This is a genomic window from Nonomuraea sp. NPDC003727, assembly GCF_053586935.1.
In genome coordinates, this window is sequence record NZ_JBSFNE010000001.1 from 1,069,682 (window position 1) to 1,085,342 (window position 15,661).

18 protein-coding genes, 1 tRNA gene and 1 pseudogene are annotated in these 15,661 nt (G+C 64.2%); 8 read left to right on the forward strand and 12 right to left on the reverse strand.

All coding sequences use genetic code 11. The features are described from left to right. Positions 1–10 precede the first annotated feature (10 nt). The gene (locus tag ACWDLG_RS05180; RefSeq protein WP_449916119.1) at positions 11–292 is read right to left on the reverse strand and encodes a metal-sensitive transcriptional regulator; all 282 of its coding nucleotides are present in this window, start codon (positions 290–292) and stop codon (positions 11–13) included. A gap of 375 nt (positions 293–667) precedes the next feature. On the opposite strand from ACWDLG_RS05180, the gene ACWDLG_RS05185 reads away from it, so the two are divergent. From ACWDLG_RS05185 to ACWDLG_RS05195, 3 genes are all read left to right on the forward strand, one after another. Next, positions 668–787: a DLW-39 family protein gene (locus tag ACWDLG_RS05185; RefSeq protein ID WP_240506072.1), complete on the forward strand. Its 120-nt coding sequence runs from the start codon at positions 668–670 to the stop codon at positions 785–787. A 19-nt stretch (positions 788–806) separates the two neighbouring features. Further along, positions 807–1,532 (forward strand): HAD-IA family hydrolase, encoded by a 726-nt coding sequence (locus ACWDLG_RS05190; protein ID WP_449916122.1) that lies wholly within the window; start codon positions 807–809, stop codon positions 1,530–1,532. Positions 1,533–1,613: 81 nt separating this feature from the next. Beyond that, positions 1,614–2,039 (forward strand): hypothetical protein, encoded by a 426-nt coding sequence (locus ACWDLG_RS05195; RefSeq protein ID WP_449916124.1) that lies wholly within the window; start codon positions 1,614–1,616, stop codon positions 2,037–2,039. A 160-nt stretch (positions 2,040–2,199) separates the two neighbouring features. Here ACWDLG_RS05195 and ACWDLG_RS05200 read toward each other — a convergent pair whose 3' ends face one another. After that, positions 2,200–2,967, reverse strand: a complete 768-nt coding sequence (locus tag ACWDLG_RS05200; protein ID WP_449916127.1) for a hypothetical protein — start codon at positions 2,965–2,967, stop codon at positions 2,200–2,202. A 301-nt stretch (positions 2,968–3,268) separates the two neighbouring features. Here ACWDLG_RS05200 and ACWDLG_RS05205 point away from each other — a divergent pair. Then, positions 3,269–3,341: transfer RNA gene (locus tag ACWDLG_RS05205), tRNA-Ala, on the forward strand. Positions 3,342–3,431: 90 nt separating this feature from the next. On the opposite strand, the gene ACWDLG_RS05210 is transcribed toward ACWDLG_RS05205, so the two are convergent. The 8 genes from ACWDLG_RS05210 to ACWDLG_RS05245 form a co-directional block, all read right to left on the reverse strand. After that, a complete protein-coding gene (locus ACWDLG_RS05210; RefSeq protein ID WP_449916129.1) occupies positions 3,432–4,064 on the reverse strand; it encodes a site-specific integrase in 633 nt (210 codons plus the stop codon). A gap of 79 nt (positions 4,065–4,143) precedes the next feature. Beyond that, complete coding sequence (locus ACWDLG_RS05215; protein ID WP_449916132.1) at positions 4,144–4,962, reverse strand: integrase; 819 nt, start codon at positions 4,960–4,962, stop codon at positions 4,144–4,146. A gap of 1 nt (position 4,963) precedes the next feature. After that, positions 4,964–5,806: a sigma-70 RNA polymerase sigma factor region 4 domain-containing protein gene (locus ACWDLG_RS05220; RefSeq protein ID WP_354916844.1), complete on the reverse strand. Its 843-nt coding sequence runs from the start codon at positions 5,804–5,806 to the stop codon at positions 4,964–4,966. Between the two features lie 406 nt (positions 5,807–6,212). Beyond that, positions 6,213–6,596 carry an ATP-binding protein gene (locus ACWDLG_RS05225; protein WP_449916135.1) on the reverse strand — a complete coding sequence of 128 codons (384 nt, stop codon included), beginning with the start codon at positions 6,594–6,596 and terminating at the stop codon, positions 6,213–6,215. 116 nt (positions 6,597–6,712) lie between these two features. Beyond that, positions 6,713–7,555 carry a helix-turn-helix domain-containing protein gene (locus ACWDLG_RS05230; protein WP_449916138.1) on the reverse strand — a complete coding sequence of 281 codons (843 nt, stop codon included), beginning with the start codon at positions 7,553–7,555 and terminating at the stop codon, positions 6,713–6,715. 802 nt (positions 7,556–8,357) lie between these two features. Continuing rightward, positions 8,358–8,669 carry a DUF6342 family protein gene (locus ACWDLG_RS05235; RefSeq protein WP_354916853.1) on the reverse strand — a complete coding sequence of 104 codons (312 nt, stop codon included), beginning with the start codon at positions 8,667–8,669 and terminating at the stop codon, positions 8,358–8,360. Between the two features lie 830 nt (positions 8,670–9,499). After that, the gene (locus ACWDLG_RS05240; RefSeq protein ID WP_449916141.1) at positions 9,500–10,192 is read right to left on the reverse strand and encodes a tyrosine-type recombinase/integrase; all 693 of its coding nucleotides are present in this window, start codon (positions 10,190–10,192) and stop codon (positions 9,500–9,502) included. A 115-nt stretch (positions 10,193–10,307) separates the two neighbouring features. Further along, positions 10,308–10,508 (reverse strand): hypothetical protein, encoded by a 201-nt coding sequence (locus ACWDLG_RS05245; protein WP_449916143.1) that lies wholly within the window; start codon positions 10,506–10,508, stop codon positions 10,308–10,310. 61 nt (positions 10,509–10,569) lie between these two features. Between ACWDLG_RS05245 and ACWDLG_RS05250 the strand changes: the two genes are divergently transcribed. The 4 genes from ACWDLG_RS05250 (at position 10,570) to ACWDLG_RS05265 (ending at position 13,628) form a co-directional block, all read left to right on the forward strand. After that, entirely contained in the window at positions 10,570–10,830 is a 261-nt protein-coding gene (locus ACWDLG_RS05250; RefSeq protein WP_449916145.1) for a GntR family transcriptional regulator, read from the forward strand. Positions 10,831–10,958: 128 nt separating this feature from the next. Beyond that, entirely contained in the window at positions 10,959–11,558 is a 600-nt protein-coding gene (locus tag ACWDLG_RS05255) for a DUF6461 domain-containing protein (RefSeq protein ID WP_449916147.1), read from the forward strand. A 1,393-nt stretch (positions 11,559–12,951) separates the two neighbouring features. Then, a complete protein-coding gene (locus tag ACWDLG_RS05260) occupies positions 12,952–13,314 on the forward strand; it encodes a type II toxin-antitoxin system RelE/ParE family toxin (RefSeq protein ID WP_449916149.1) in 363 nt (120 codons plus the stop codon). Next, complete coding sequence (locus ACWDLG_RS05265) at positions 13,311–13,628, forward strand: helix-turn-helix domain-containing protein (RefSeq protein ID WP_449916150.1); 318 nt, start codon at positions 13,311–13,313, stop codon at positions 13,626–13,628. The genes ACWDLG_RS05260 and ACWDLG_RS05265 overlap by 4 nt, the downstream gene beginning before the upstream one ends. A 43-nt stretch (positions 13,629–13,671) precedes the next feature. Here the strand turns inward: ACWDLG_RS05265 and ACWDLG_RS05270 are convergent. Further along, positions 13,672–14,055 (reverse strand): annotated as a pseudogene (locus ACWDLG_RS05270) (tyrosine-type recombinase/integrase); the annotation flags it as partial. A 401-nt stretch (positions 14,056–14,456) separates the two neighbouring features. Continuing rightward, positions 14,457–15,017, reverse strand: a complete 561-nt coding sequence (locus ACWDLG_RS05275; RefSeq protein WP_449916153.1) for an SMI1/KNR4 family protein — start codon at positions 15,015–15,017, stop codon at positions 14,457–14,459. Positions 15,018–15,661 lie beyond the last annotated feature (644 nt).

Below are 15,661 nucleotides of genomic sequence, written 5' to 3' on the forward strand. Positions count from 1 at the left end.
GTGAACTCGGTTACGAACGGACGAGCCGGGCGATGGCGTCGGAGGCTTCCTTGACCTTCGCCTGCGCCTCCGGGCCGCCCTTCAGGGTGGCCTCGGCGACACAATGGGCGAGGTGCTCTTCCAGGAGGGAGAGGGCGAAGGACTGGAGCGCGCTCGTGGTGGCCGACACCTGGGTGAGGATGTCGATGCAGTACTTGTCGTCCTCGACCATCCGCTGCAGGCCCCTGGCCTGGCCTTCGATCCGGCGCAGGCGCCGGAGGTGGTCGTCCTTGTTGCCGGTGTATCCAGCCATGGTTCTCGCCTCCCCTGTTCACTCAGCATAACACCGTACCCCCCTAGGGTATTCCGGCGAGGCTGGTTTTTCTGGCGTCGAGGTGGACGTGCGCGGCTTCGGTTTCGGTTTGCGTGTGAGGCTCGTGCGCTCGGTGAGGCGTGTCCCTGGACCCTTCTCACGTACCCCGGCCAGGTATGCAAGACGTGTCCATAATGGGACGCGCCGCGGATCCGCGTCGCCGTTGGCGCCGTCGTATCGGAAGATTGGGTAGAACTGGATAGGTCCGCACCCGGGGGAGCAGAGCCAAGCCTTGCTAGGCTGCTGTGCAACCGTTGCAACCGGGCGTTGTCTCACCCCGGCAAGGTGAGACCGTCGAAGAAGTGGGGTCACACCGTGAAGAAGCTGCTCGTTCTGGCGCTGCTCGCCCTCGGGGGGCTGCTCATCTGGCGTAAGGTGCAGGCCGACCGGGCCGAGCTCGATCTCTGGACCGAGGCGACCGGCAGCGAGAACTGACGATCGTGGCGACGAGGGTATGACCGAGTCCGGCCCCATCACGCTGGTCTGTCTCGACCTCGCCGGCACCACGATCGGCGACATCGCCACGGTCGAACGAGCATTCGCCGAGGCGATCGCCACCCAGGGCATCGTCCCAGGGACCGGTGCGTACGCACGGGCCATGGTCCACGTGCACCGGTCCCGCGGTTGCCCCAAGATCGATGTCTTCCGCGGGATCTTCCCTGGCAACGAGGCCCAGGCGCAGGCCGCCAACCTGACGTTCGAGCGTTCCTACGAGGGCGCCATCGAGCGGGCAGGTCTCCTTCCCGTGCCCGGAGTCGTGGAGGCGCTCGACAAGATCCGCGGCTCGGGCCTCCGGACCGCGCTGATCACCGGCTTCAGCCGTACCACCCTGAGCAGGGTGCTGAGCGTGCTCGGCTGGCACGACAAGATCGACCTCGCCATCAGCCCCGAAGACGCGGGCCGCGGCAGGCCCTGGCCCGACATGGTGCTCCACGCGGTGCTCCGGCTGGGCGTCGAGGACGTACGCCACGTCGCCGTCGTCGGCGACTCCGAGAACGACATGCTGGCCGGACGGCGCGCCGGCGCCTCGGTGGTCGCCGGGCTCATGACGGGCGTCCACAGCCGCGACCGCCTGCTCAAAGGCGGCGCGACCCACATCCTCCACTCGCTGGCGGAGTTCCCCGAACTACTCCTCGGCGGCGAGTACGACCCGCCCGCGGTGGCCGTCGCGCAGACCTGACGTTAGTCACTCTCCGTAATCGGGTATGTCGCGTCTCGTGATCATGCATGATCACGACGGATACACCTGTGAGAGGTACCCATGCGTCTTGCGCACGCACTTGTCGTGCTGGCCGCCAGCAGTGCCAGCCTGTTCGCCGTCCCGGCCCACGCCGCCCCGCTGCCCACCTACGGGTGCTTCGACATCCAGAAGAGGGACGGGGCCGCCGCCGTCATGGCGGTGTACTGCGAGTCCATGAACGGAGCACCCACCTTCGGGGAGATCACGACCGCGTTCAGGATCGTCCCGAACGACAGCCAGGAGAACGTCACCTACGTGTGCAGGATCCCGGCGGGCCGAATGGTGTCGGGGTACGCGGGCGGCTACCCGGGGGCGATCCTCGGGTTCTCCTGCAGGGAGCGGGAGAGCCTCCCGGCCGACCAGCGGACCACCCAGCTCGAGCAGCCGCAGCCGCTACCGCTGCAGCCGGCTCTGGTGCTCGACCCGATCAGGGTGTTCCTCCGGTAGCCCTTTCGCCTCGTGGCGGACGGCCGGGGCCACTGACCCCCGGCCGTCTCGGCCCCGCATCCGTTCGGCCTCCGGACCAGGGCGACCATACGGGTCCGGCGGTCCAGCAGCCCGCTACGCGACCTCGGCCGCAGCGTCCGGCGGCCGAGCAGCCCGTCCTCTACGCGACCTCGGCCGCAGGCGCCGTCCAGGTGTTGCACGAGCCAGGATCCCCGGTGGCGAAACCGCGCCCGACCCACAGGCGAACGTTGGCGGTCTTGCCGTACAGCCTCCGATGCCCGGGGGCGTCACCCTGCACGATCGACAGGAGATACTTCCAGTCGCGCGAGGACCTTCCCTCAAGGGGCCAGACGCTCTTGACGAACGCGCCCGACAAGCAGGCGGCCTGCAGGTTGTAGCGGCGCACCCGCTCGGCGCGCTCGGTCTGGCTGTCGTAGAAGGCCTGGCCGTCCACGCTGTAGACGATGTCGACGAGCCGCTGCACGTGGTGGGCGTAGATCGTGGCCGTGTTGTGCAGCAGCCACAGGTCGGACGGATCGTCGAGCCAGGACCGGCCGAGCTTGAAGACAACCGCGCGGGCGTCGTGGCAGTAGACACTGTCGGAGTCCCACTTGGGGTTGATGTCGCAGTAGCCGCTGCTGACGAACTTGAGGCGGGCACCCTCGAACCGCACGCCGTTCTCCGACAGGTACTGCTCCCAGGTGGCCTCGAGGCACTGCATGACCCCGCCGATGTACCGCTTGGCCGCCGCACGGTCGTCGCGCGCGACCGGCTGCTCCTCGCACGTCGACTTGGGCAGCTTGCCCATCCTGTACAGTCCGTTCTCGGTGAGAACCTTCTGCTTGACGGGATACGCCTCCGCCGTCGCGGTCCCGCTCAGCCCCAGGGCCGCGACGCAGGACAAGGCGGCGATCAGACGAAGCTTCATGATCGGGAGACTAGAACACATGAGCTACGGCGGTCGATCCACGCCCCCTCGATGTGCGCCCTGACCGGCCTCCCCTGAGGGTCCACCACTAGATGAGGCGCCCCCGGCCGGCGCCGACGAGCCCCCGGCAGACCATCGCCCACGCAAGGATTTCGGAGCGGTCAGCGGACCACTGCCCCCAGCCGGGCCAGGAACGACGCGCGGCAACCGAGTGGCGAGAAAGCCCATGGTGTTGGTACGGTGTACAGCCGGGGCAAGTTTGACCATGCAGACGTTTCCGCAGGTCAACAGGCCCTTTTGAGGGGCCTTAGCTCAGTTGGCAGAGCGCCTGCTTTGCAAGCAGGATGTCAGGAGTTCGAATCTCCTAGGCTCCACCTCTCTTCACCTGTGAAAAAGCCCAGGTCAGACATGATCATCTGCCCTGGGCTTCTATGTGTCTGGGAGGAATTTGGGAGGCGTGCCCGTCACGTGCCCGATGGCTTCTTGAGTGCTCCTCGGGCGAGGTGATCGAGCTTGCGTGCCACCTCGCGTTGCCGTTCGTCGGTGGAGTGCTGGTAGATCATCGCGGCGCGTGTGCTGGAGTGACCCATGCGGGTCATCAGCTCGCGGATCGAGGCGCCGGCGTTGGCGGCGAGGTTGTTGCCGGTGTGCCGGAGGTCGTGAAAGTGGATCTTCGGTAGGCCCGTGTCTTCGAGTGCGGTGGGCCAGACCCGGCGGTTGAAGTTGCTGTTGCAAATCGGGGCGTCGTCGGGTCCGACGAACACCAGTCCTTCGTCACCCTCCTGGGCGAAGTCCTTCAGGATCAGCTCGGGGATTACGACCGTTCGTTTGCCTGCTGCGGACTTGGGGTCGGTGAACACGAGCCCTTTGCCGGTGATCTGTATGAGCTGGCGTTCCACACGGATGGTTCCGGCGTCGAGGTCGAGGTCTCTTCGTTGAAGGCCGGCCAGCTCGCCCCATCGCAGGCTCGCGAAAGTACCGAGCAGCACCAGGGCGCGGTATCGCTGCTCGATGACCTCGATGAGCTTGTAGACCTGGGGACCGAGATGACCCGGCGCTCGGCGGACTTCTCCTGTCCCGCGCCCTTGATGCGGCATGGGTTGCGTTTGATCAGCTGGTCATCGACGGCGGTGGTGAAGATGGCCTTGAGAAGCCGGTACGCCTTGGCCGCGGTGCTTAGGCGAACAGCCAGTGGGCCGCGGTGGCGTCATCGAAGATCTTGCCGCGCTTCCACCGGGCAGCGTCCAGGTCGGATCGTTCGGCTGCGCGGACCTGGCGGATGAGTTCTTCAGGGCCGTGGTGTTCAAGAAGGTCAAGGCACTGTCGCCAGGTGGTTAGGTGGAAGCGGTCGACAAGCCGCGATGCCCCGTCGCTGAGAACGGCTGCGGCGCGGATCTGGTCGACGGGCGCGGAGCCGGTCAGTGCCTGCTCGGCTGCATGCGGGTTGGTGGCGGCGACCCAGAAGCCCCCGTCGATGTTGCGATGTGCGCGCATGGCGCTCATATAGGCGCTGAGTGCGTCAGCATGCTCCGAAGTCCCGCCGAGCGTTGCGTTCATCGGCGCGCGGTACTGCCTGCCGACCATGGATTCCCGCTCATCGCAGATCACCATCGGCTCGGCGCCGATGACGTCGAGGACGAGAACCGAGTCGGCCAGGATCAACCAGTTCAGGGTGGCCCCGGTACGGCGCAGCATCACCACGGTCGCCGAAGGGGTGCCAGGGTGGTCGAGGTCGCACGTATCGTGCTGCGCGGCGGTTTCCTTGATCCCGCTGGCCAGGATCTCGGTCAGCGGACCCGTGTTCTGCGTGATCCCCGCGACCAGGGTGGAGCCGAGCGTGTGGGAGAACCAGGCCACGCCGTGCGAGCACCCGGACTCCAGATCGGCCGGGGTGCCGGCCCCGTCCAGAAGGACTATGGCGTTCGGTGTGGCGCCGATGAAGTCCTCATTGGGACGGTCAGGGTAGGCGGATTCGGTCGCGAGGGTCAGGCGCACGTCAGTCGTCCTCGTGTCGGTAGAGGGGGCTGGCCAGGGCGGTGCGGACGGGCTCGTCGGTCTCGGGGTCGTACTCGACGCTGACGACGGTGGAAAACCGCTTGTCGCCGACCTGGCCCCAGAAGGTCGCGATCTCGGACGTCAGCAGGTCGACGACGCCGAGCGAGCCGTTGGTCCTGATGCCGGCGATCGCGAGGAAGGTCCCGTTGCCGTCGGGGCGGGGCAGCCGGCCGAAGTACGCCGAGTCGGTGGGCTGCTCGGGGTCGAGCTGGGTGCCGGTGCGGTAGGCGGCGCCGGTTCTCGTGTCCCGGAGCAGCCAGCCGAGTTCGTCGCGCTCCCAGCGAATGACGGGGTCGGTGTCGTAGGCCGCGTGCATCGCCTCGGACATGCGGGGGCCACAGACGACGATCAGGTTCGGCCGGTTGAGGTCGATGACGCCGTCAATGGTGACCTTGTCGGTCTCGACCGCCAGCCCGAAGGACTTGGCCAGTTCCTCCAGGCGCTGACCCGAGCGCATGTCGTCGAGGGCCAGGACGGGACGCTTCTTCTCCGGGTCGAGCCGGAGCGGAGTGACCACGGTGACCGTACCGGTGCCCAGGAACGCGCCCTCGGGGGCGGGGCCTGTGTGCTTGATCTGATGAATCCGCCCCCGGGACAGCCCGGCTTGCTGCGCGATCTGAGCATAGGAGATGCCCTGCGCATGCAGTTCCTGGATCACGCGGCGCCGTAGCCGCGCCAACTCGGTGACCTCCTGCTGCGCCGCGCTCAGTCGCTCGGTGGCCTGGCGGATCAGCAGGTACGGGTCGTCGATCGCGGCGATCCGCTCAAGGTCACTCGGTGGCACGGTGGTTCCCTTTCCGTGGTGCTCCGCCGAGTCTAGGGCCCTAGACGAAATGCCGTCTATCCCCCTGGACAAGACGGATTTGAGCGTTTCGCCGGTAATTCGACTTACTGCGCGGATTGCTGACCGTCGTTTGGGGACGCCACTCGTCAACGCGCTCGCCCGGTCAAGAGGGATATCCACAGCCTGTGGGCTTCCACCCAGATGACTCGCCCAGTCTCGGCCGGGCGCTCGCCTCGGACCGCCCTATGGAGGTAGTAGAGACCGCCCGACCTGCGCAGTTCGTAGACGACCTTGCGACAGTCACAGGTCCACTCGACGACGCGGACCCGTCCGTCCTTGCGAGGTTCTTCCCAGTCAATCTTCTCGTGGTCCGGCCATAGCGGCGCCGGATGTGGAGCGAAGCACATCAGGACCGCGCGAAGGCGAAGGGTGATGCCTCCAGGACGGCCCAGACTGTACGGCCGTGGTCGTCGCCGGCCACACCCCACTTCACGGACAGGCCCGAGACTAGTGCCAGTCCCCGCCCTCCCATCTCTGTCGGGGACAGCGGGAGCAGCCGCGGAGTGCGAGGGCCACCCTCATCCTGTACGGACAGACCGAGGGTGGAGTCGACGATTTCGAGGGAGACGACGAAGCGGCCACTGGGGCGGCCGCTGTTGGTGTGCCGTACGGCATTGGTCGCCAGCTCGCTCACGACGAGGATCGCGTCATCCAGGTTCGGCCAGGTCGGGAGGAAGGCGGCGACGAAGCGGCGAGCTTCGAGCACTGAGATGGCGGAGCCGAGGAACATGCGCGATACGCGCCAGGAAGGCAGGGACGTCTCCGATGTCTAGGGGGCTATACATCCATGCGATCAGCGTATGAGCAGCAGTGGAACAGACTCAAGGCATTCGACGCATAAATACGTCAGATGGGGAAGCGGGTTTCGAGTTCCTCGTAGTCGGTACTGATCTGCCGCAAGAGTTCTCGCAGCGCATTGCCGTACAGCGCCACAGCGGCGAACAGGTCGAAGGCGTCAGAGTGGGCCTCGATCGCTGCTGGAACGGTCAGAGGGAGGTCGCCGGTGAAGCTGTCGATGGTTCCGGCGTCGCCGTCCAGGAGCGTGAACCCATGCAGGGGGAGGGCCGGCGTCTCCACTGTCCATGGCACGATGCCGAGGCTGACGTGCGGCAGCGTGGAAACCTGCGCCAGGCGATCGAGCTGTCCTCGCATCATGGCGGGCGACCCGAGCCAGGTCCGCACCGCCCCCTCGGTGAGCACGAACGAGAACTGTCGCCCGGACTCGAACAGCAGGCTCTGTGCCTCCACCCGAACAGCCGCAGCCTTGGCTGCATCCCCCATGTCAACATCACGCTCAAGGGAAAGCGCCAGACGGGCATACTCCGACGTCTGCAGCAGCGAGGGGATCACGGCCGACTGGAACACCCGGACATGCCGAGCTGACCGCAGTCGGGCAGCATTCGCCGCCTCACGACCAGCCAGGCCACCTTTCAGCCGGGATACCTGGTCACGTAGGCGTTCCAGGAGCTCATCCAGCTGGCGACGCGCGCCTTCATCCAGCGCCAACGCCTCAGTCAGGCGCTCTACCGTCTCCGGAACGGGAAGCAGTTGCCCAGTCTCGATTCGAGAGATCGTCGGCTGAGCCACCCCCGCCAGCACCGCAAGATCCTTACCGGTCAGCCCGGCGCTCTTGCGGAGTTGCCGAAACATCGCACCCAATGCGCGCAGTCGATCGCGACGATCCTCCACACCCAGCGTTCTACCACTGTCTCTGTGACGCGCGGAGTGGAGAGTTGGATCACTGCCGAATTGTTCTCATTGGGATCAAGGGCGGCGCTCCGCGCCGCCTCGCGGCCCGTCGCCCGCTCGGCGGTCGGGCATGCGGCCTGGGGGGCCGGTCCCGGCCGCCGGCGGCTCGGACCGCGCACGCAAGCGTTCCCATGACTTCACCGCAGGTGTGATTAGCTCACTGCCGAGCGTGGCCGCACATCGCTTCGAAGCGCTAACGGTAGGCGTGAACGCAATGAACGTTCCCGCATGCGACTGTGCCGCCTTCGAGATAGCAACGGATGGGCTGAGCGACAACTTTCGAATGGCTAGCGGCGGCTAGCGGAGACGTCGATTTCGACGACTTCAGCAGGAGCAGCCCGGGAGTTCTCTCAGAAGGCTAAAGAAGCGGGTGTGCCACCCAATTAGCTTGACCATTTCGATGGACTTTGGCGCTGATGGTGCAAATCCATCGAGATCTTGCGGGGATGAGCATTCGGAGTGCAATCACCTTCCGCGTCAACAACTGCTCGACACCTTGCGATGGACACAACACACCTCTTCGAGGCGGCGGGCCCTATCCGAGCAGAGGTAGTCATTTTCTTCTACTGATCGGGGCCGATGGGAACTCCGCCGACCCCGATCGGATATCGCGCACAGGCACTGGTGCGTCGCTGCCGGCCGCGAGCATTTTGTCGTCCTGGCGGACGCTATCGGCCGTGCTGGCCGTCACCCGGTCGGGGCTGTGCCAGCCGACGAACCAGTGCCCACGCACCACGAGGCGCTACATGCCTGTTTCGTAGGTCATGTTCGTTTGGCCCGTTTTCACCTGGCCGGCGATGTGGAGGTTCCCACTGGAGTCCAGGATCGCGATGATCTTCTTCTGCGACCCGTGGTGGGTCGTGAAGTAAATCTTGTCCGCCTCTTGAGAGCTGGAAAGGTTTGTGTTCACCGAAAGCTCGATGCTCACCGGTGAGCTTATGAGCACGTCCTTCTTCGGAGAGGTCGGGTAGATCTGGTTCTGGCGCAGCTTGATTCGGCCGTGAGTGTCACCTTCATCCCAGTCGGTGGCCACCCCGAGGTCGATATCCGGCATGTCGACTCCCTTCGCTTCTCTCCGTTTGGAACGACCCTTTTGGATCGTGCCATAGCGAAGGATATGTGGTTCTTAAGAGATTTTCTAGAGTTCTTCCAGGCACTTCCTAAATATGGAAATTTGGCCACCTAATATAAATCTGAGGCGTTAAATTCCCTTATCTGCTATTTGTCCGAATGTGATGAGTGGGGCAAGGCATCGAGTGCGAAGTCGAGATGCCTCCGGCGGGGGCACTCCGGCTCCGGGATGATCATTGGTCGTATCCTGAAGGCCGTAGCTAGCTGAGGTGAGCCCGATCGTCCCGCCCGCCGTCGTCCCGGACAAGCCGAGCAGACCAGGGGCCAGGGGTGAAGGTCGTTCCTCCAGTCGGGGGCTCCACCTTCACCCCTGGCCCCTGGCCCGCTCCCCTGGCGGGCGGGACGACGGCACACGGGACGATCGGGCGGGGAGGTGCGCGCGTTCGCGCTGCAACCTGACGCTCCTCACCGCTGATAGGTGCCGCGATGGAGGCCGGCGCGGGCTGCCAATGAGGTGGTTCCGGAGACGCCAATACCCTTCGGAGGCTCCTCCTCGCTGGTCAAGTGTCCCGGCCGTACCCGCCGAATCAGCCACCGTGCCCGTTGCATGCCCGATGGAGCGGTGATCAAGGGGGAGCAGCAGGGACTCAGGGGGAACGCGATCAGTGGCCCCAGCAGCAAAGACGCAGACCAATCATGATCGGCTTACGTCTTTGCAAGCAGGATGTCAGGAGTTCGAATCTCCTAGGCTCCACCAGTACAAACGCCCCGACACCGATCATGGTGCGGGGCGTTCGGGCCATTAACGGGCCATTAGCCGTCGTTGATCTTCCTCTTGCGGGGCTTCCCGGCCTTCTTCTGCTCAGCCCGAACCCGAGCGCTGAGCGCGTCAGCGATCCTCTGGTCGGCGTCCCTGGTCGCGTGCTGGTAGATCAACGCGGCCCGGTCGCTGTCGTGTCCCATCCGCGCCTTGAGGTCGGCCAGGCTCGCGCCTGACTGTGCGGCGAGGGTGTTCCCCGTGTGCCGAAGGTCATGGAAGTGCAGCCCCGTGAGACCCATCTCCTTCAGCGCCTCTTCCCACTTGGCCGCGCGTCGGAAATTACCGCCCCGCAGGAAGCCGCCCTTCGCGCCGAGGAAGACGAACGCATCCTCTTCAGGCCCGACGTGGGCGGCCAGGTGGTCCACCAGAGCGGGGATGATCGCTGCCGGGATGGAGACCGTACGGCGGCCCGCCTTGGCCTTCACCGGACCGAGCTGCATGCCGATGCCGTCGAGTTCGAGGAGCTGTTCGCGGACCCGTACCGTTCGCGCCTTCACGTCGATGTCCCGTCGTCGCAGCGCCGTCACCTCACCCCACCGCAGGCTCGCGAAGGTGGCGAGAAGGATCATGGCGCGGAAGCGCTTGTCGGCCATCCGGTCGGCCAGCTCGAACACCTGGCTCAGGGGGATCACGGGACGTTCCGGCGTGTGCTCGTGGCTGGGGCAGGTGTGCTCTTTGATCCGCACCCGCTCCACGCGAGGGACCGCCGGCTGCCAGACCAGACGTTCATACCCACGCTGAAGCGGTGCCAGGTGGAGCGTGTGGTGGTCATCCCCGGGTTCGCTCTGGTCGCCCACGGCCTTACCGCAGCTTCTCTTGGTCCTGGAGGAGTCGGACGAAGGCTTCCATGTCGTCGGCGCAGACTGTCCGCTGAAGACCCGAGTCGATCTGCTGATCTGTGAGCATCTCGCCTCGTCGAGTCGCGTAGAAGGTGCCCGCGTCGCTGCGGAAGACCGACCAGGCCGGGAAGGCGTTGCGGATCACACCGAGGTCGTAGGTCACGGAGGTCATGCTCCGACAGTAGGTCAACCCATTCCTAGGAATTCCTGTTCTATGTTCGCAGGTGGGGGCATACCTAGAGTCGTCTTGTGATCGATGGGACCCCAGGCTGTACAAGTGGGAGCAGATAGCGAAGGTTGTCGCCGAGCGCATCAAGGACGGCACCTATCCGCCCCTGACGTTGATCTCCGAAGTGAAGCTTCAGGAGGAGTTCGACGTCGCCCGGGTCACCGTTCGCAAGGCGATGGAGGCCCTGCGAGAGCAAGGATTGATCACGACCAAGCCTGGCAAGGGATCGATCGTTAGCCCTGCCGACGGCTCATGAACAGATAGATCGCCGGTCCTCGCTCGCCGGGCCGGAGTACCAGGCTAGACATCGGAAACAGTCAGCAATCCCCTCGTCGGTGAACTACCGGCGCCCGTTGTGTCGGTCGGTGCTGCGAGCATCGCGTCATGATCGCGACTCCTGACGACTACGCCTGGCTCACCGAAGCGGCGGACAATTGGTGCTTCACCTACGTCCGCGGCCTGACGCCCGAGCAAGTGGTGATCCGGCGCGGCGGCCGCCTGGAGGACTTCACGCCCATGACGTACGACGAATTGGGCGATGCCGCCTTCTCCGGTTCTTCCGGACCTGGAGCGTTCATCGGCGTGACGACCATCGGCGACTGGGCGTTCGTCATCGAGCCCGACTGGCACGGCATCGCCGAAGGGGTGATCATGCCGCTGTCAGCGGGCACCCGCCTCGTCTCCCACTACCTCATGACGATCAAGGCCCTCGACTACTTCTACTGGATCGAGGACGGCGAGCTCCGGTTCTGCTTCGTCGCCCAGGAGGGCTACATGGAGGAGGTGCCGGACGAGCTCGTGGAGACCATGGGACGGATCGATTCCGTCCATTCCTCCTTCCCCAACCTCCACGACGGGCCGGCGTTCCTCCTGGCCGAGCGCCTCACCGGGATCACGCTGACGCCGCAGCTACTGGAGGAGTCCACCTATCTGTGCGGCGTCGTCCCCGAACCCCGGTCTTGGAGGATGCCCAGCCCGTGGTGAGCCGGATCCAGCGGGAACAGCCCTAACTAGTCAAGATCATCGAAGCTTGCGGGCTGCGGATGAGAACTTTCTCTACGTCTTCAAGGGCGTGCCGCCTGCGGCGACCCGCCGCGCGTAGGCGGTCGCTGGCCGCGCTGCGGCTCTTCGGCCGGTCGCGGCCCGCCCCGCCTACGCGCTTATCGTCCTTCCTGGGTGAGCATGCCCTACGACGCCTCTCACGACTGGGCAAACTTCTTGTCCGACGCTCGGGTCGGAAGCTTGGTGGGGTGTTGCCCTATCTATCGGCCTCGCGGCGAGGTTAAGGGGCGTATTTGTCCCCCACGAGAACATATGGATGTGAAATTCGCGTATCGGACTATTCAGACATGTATAGTTTGGTTACTACGGAGAACTTGAGATAACTAGAAATTTGAGGTTACCCTGCAAAGCATCAGGAAGGGGAAGCTCTCTCCTGATGAAGCATGCGGGCGCGCAAGCCAAAGCGTTGGCATGCTAAGGCAACACGCGCAACGCACAGAGGTGAATCTCGAATGCATCAATTGAGAAACTCGCAGTCCACTAATTGCATGGATAGCTCTTTTGTTCGACTAAGATGAAAGGGGGAAGATTGTTGACTCAACGTGAATTGGCGGAGTGATGAATGAGCTGCACACGAGGTAAGGCAGACCCATCGCAGCAGACACGGTATCGATTGTTCGCTGACTCGGCGGGACGATGCCAAAATCCAGCCTGCCTGATTCCGCTGTAGCTATAACTATCGATATGGTCAGCCATCATGAGTGTCTGGCGGCAGCTCATGTCGCTGCTGACATTGGTCGGTCCGCCGGAAAACGGATGGTCATGCTGCCGCGGGGCTTCCGTTCCTCGGGCCTGGCGGCCCTGCGGTACGGGTCCCCTTGCCCTCGGGATGACGGGGTGGGTCGCCGGCCGGGGTGCTGTGTACAGCAGGGGGTACAGCAATACCGGCTTACATGATCACACGTCGCCAGCCCGCATCTGCCGCCTGACCAGGCTTAAGGCCTCGCCGCAGGGTGACCGGCTCCCGTTTGCCAGCAGGATGTCAGGAGTTCGAATCTCCTAGGCTCCACCCACAGAAAGCCCAGGTCGAGGCTGGGGTCGTGATCTTCCTCGAGCCGATTTCGGTCCCTTGTCCGATGACAGGGAGCGCACCGCGCACCAGCCTGTTGAGATCGTGCGTCGCCTATCGCTGACGTTCCTGGGTGGCGGTGTCGGTAGGAGCGCGGTCCTGCGTGCAGACATGGCATATCCGTCTTGAGTTGGCAAGGGCCGTTCTTGACCGAGAGTGGCTGCATCCAGTCTGGGCTTCGAGGTCGACCACGCCCGGGCCGGTTCTGCGCTCTATGGGTGTATACCATTCGCTATACTGCACCGTGTGGCCGCCGAAGAATGGGACGTCTACATCGTCGATGAGGTGCGTGAATGGATCGAGCAACTCGACGACGCGACACACATGCGCGTTGTGCAAGCGATCGACGCGCTCGCCGATGGAGGGCCAGGTCTGGGACGGCCGCTGGTCGATACGATCACCGCGTCACGGCTTCAGAACTTGAAGGAGCTCCGACCGGGTACCGTGCGCATCTTGTTCGCTTTCGATCCGTGGCGATCAAGCATCCTGCTGGTCGCGGGTGACAAGGCAGGGCGATGGAACGCCTGGTATAGGCAGGCCATCCCGCTCGCTGAGCAGCGCTATGAGACCTATCTGAAGGAACGTCAGGCGGAGGAGGGCAGATCATGACGGGATACGCGCGTTGGAAGGACATTCGTGCCGAGCACATTGAACGTGCCGGTGGCGAGGAAGCCGTGGAGGCGGGCAAGCAGGAACTCCTCGCCAAGGTGCAAGGACACCGGCTCGCCGAGATCCGTCGCGGTCGCGGGCTGACCCAACAGGACATCGCGCAGCGCATGGGGGTTACCAAAGGGCGCATCTCACAGATCGAGCAAGGAAAGATCTCTGGGCAGGATGTTCTCGCCCGGTACGCCATCGCCCTCGGCGGTCGGCTCCATCAGTCGATCTACTTCGATGACGGTGACATCGCTGCTATTGCCTGAGATTCGAGCGAGAGAACCCTTTCGTCTGGGTCCACTGTTGATGTCACACGGTCGAGTCCAGGCTGATCGACCGTGCATAGCTCCTCTGGCGAGGCGGTCGAGCTTGCGTGCCACCTCGCGTTGGCGTTCGTCGGTGGAGTGCTGGTAGATCATCGCGGCGCGTGTGCTGGAGTGGCCATGCAGTCATCAGCTCGCGGATCGAGGCGCCGGCGTTGGCGGCAAGGTTGTTGCCGGTGTGCCGGAGGTCGTGAAAGTGGATCTTCGGTAGGCCCGCGTCTTCGAGTGCGGTGTGCCAGACACGGCGGTTGAAGTCGCTGTTGCAAATCGGGCCGTCGGCGGGTCCGACGAACACCAGTCCTTCGTCACCCTCCTGGGCGAAGTCCTTCAGGTGGGCGCGAAGCTGATCGATGATCAGCTCGGGGATTGCGACTGTTCGTTTGCCTGCTGCGGACTTGGGTCGTGAACACCAGCCCCTTGCCGGTGATCTGGATCAGCTGGCGTTCCACGCGGACGGTTCTGGCGTCGAGGGTTGACATCACGTGGTTGAAGGCCGGCCAACTCGCCCTATCGCAGGCTTGCGAACGTGCCGAGCAGCACCAGGGCACGGTATCGCTGCTCGATGACCTCAACGAGCTTGTAGACCTGGGAACCGAGACGATCAGGCGCTCGGCCGACTTCTCCTGTCCCGCGCCCTTGAAGCGGCATATGTTGCTTCAGAGTCGGCAAGGAGCACTCTTTCTGGGTGATGACCGAATAGTAGTCGGCGCAGTGGTGAGGGCCGGATTCGAGGTTGTGAACGTAGGTCACGCCGGAACGACGGAAGGGATGTCAACTCGGGTATCGCATTTGCAGCTCGTCCATTGCGAGGTCCCAGAAGGACCTGTAACGGTTAGCGCCGGGTTTCCACGGCGCGAGATACCAGGCTTCCCATTCACCGTCAGCGGCGCGGATGTGGGGATTGAGGAGAGCCACTCCGTCATCCCAATATCCGATCAGAAGGGTGTCGGGCACATACTCCCCTCTGTAATGGATGGAGTCCTGTTCCAGTCCGTAGACGAAGTAGAGCTCGTCGGGCACGCTCCATGAGTTCTCCCGCTTGGGTGCTGACCAGCTCTCGGCGATCGAGGGATCGGCATCACGGAGCCAGCCGACTTCTTCGACCCGCAGTAGGCAGCAGTCATCGTCGCTGCCCCATCCGTTGGCGAACAGGAGAAACTGCCGGTAACTCGGGGGCAGCTCCACACCCAGCCGCTCTTCAAGCTCGCGAACCTCTGCTTCGGTAGCCGGGGGATACAGATTGCCGAGTGGACTGACCGCCGGGTGATCAGAACTTTTGGTCACCTGATGTCTTGCAGGGAAGCGTTCAGGCCATGCGTACTGGGCACTCATGGCGAAGAAGATATCCCGTTTCGAGTGGCTGCTGCACTTGCAGCACAAAGCTAGGGCTGCCCCTCCCGATAACCTCCAGGTGTGGGACATACGCGAGATGATCAAAGCATGGCTCTATCGATGCTCAGCATCCCCGAAGGTCACCCAGCACACCGGACCACAGGAGCGCCACCCTCCTAATGCGGTGCTCTTTTGGCTGTCGCGCGGCTTCCGTTCTTCGGGGCTGGCGGGCCTGCGGTACGGGTCCGCTTGCCATCAGATGACGAGGCAGGCCGTCGGCCGGAGCGCTGTGTACAGCAGCGGGATACAGCAACACCGTCTCGCGGGAGCACACGTCACCAGACCGTATCTACCGCGTGACCAAGGCGAAGAGTTCTCCGCGTCGTGACCAGCTCCCGTTGGTTGCGTCCATGGGAGTGGTGTACGAGTTTGACCTGGTCACAGGCGTGGCGGCGTGAAATGGCGACGGCCATCGCGTGATCCTTCGATTAGCGAAGATCAAATTCGAAGGAGAACACGCGATGGCCGCGGACAACAGTGTGTCGCCCCAGCAGTGGCTGGCCAAGCAGATCGAGACCGGCGATCCAGACTTGTTGCGATCCATGGTGAAGACCATGGCCGAAGCGTTGATGTCGGCCGAGGCC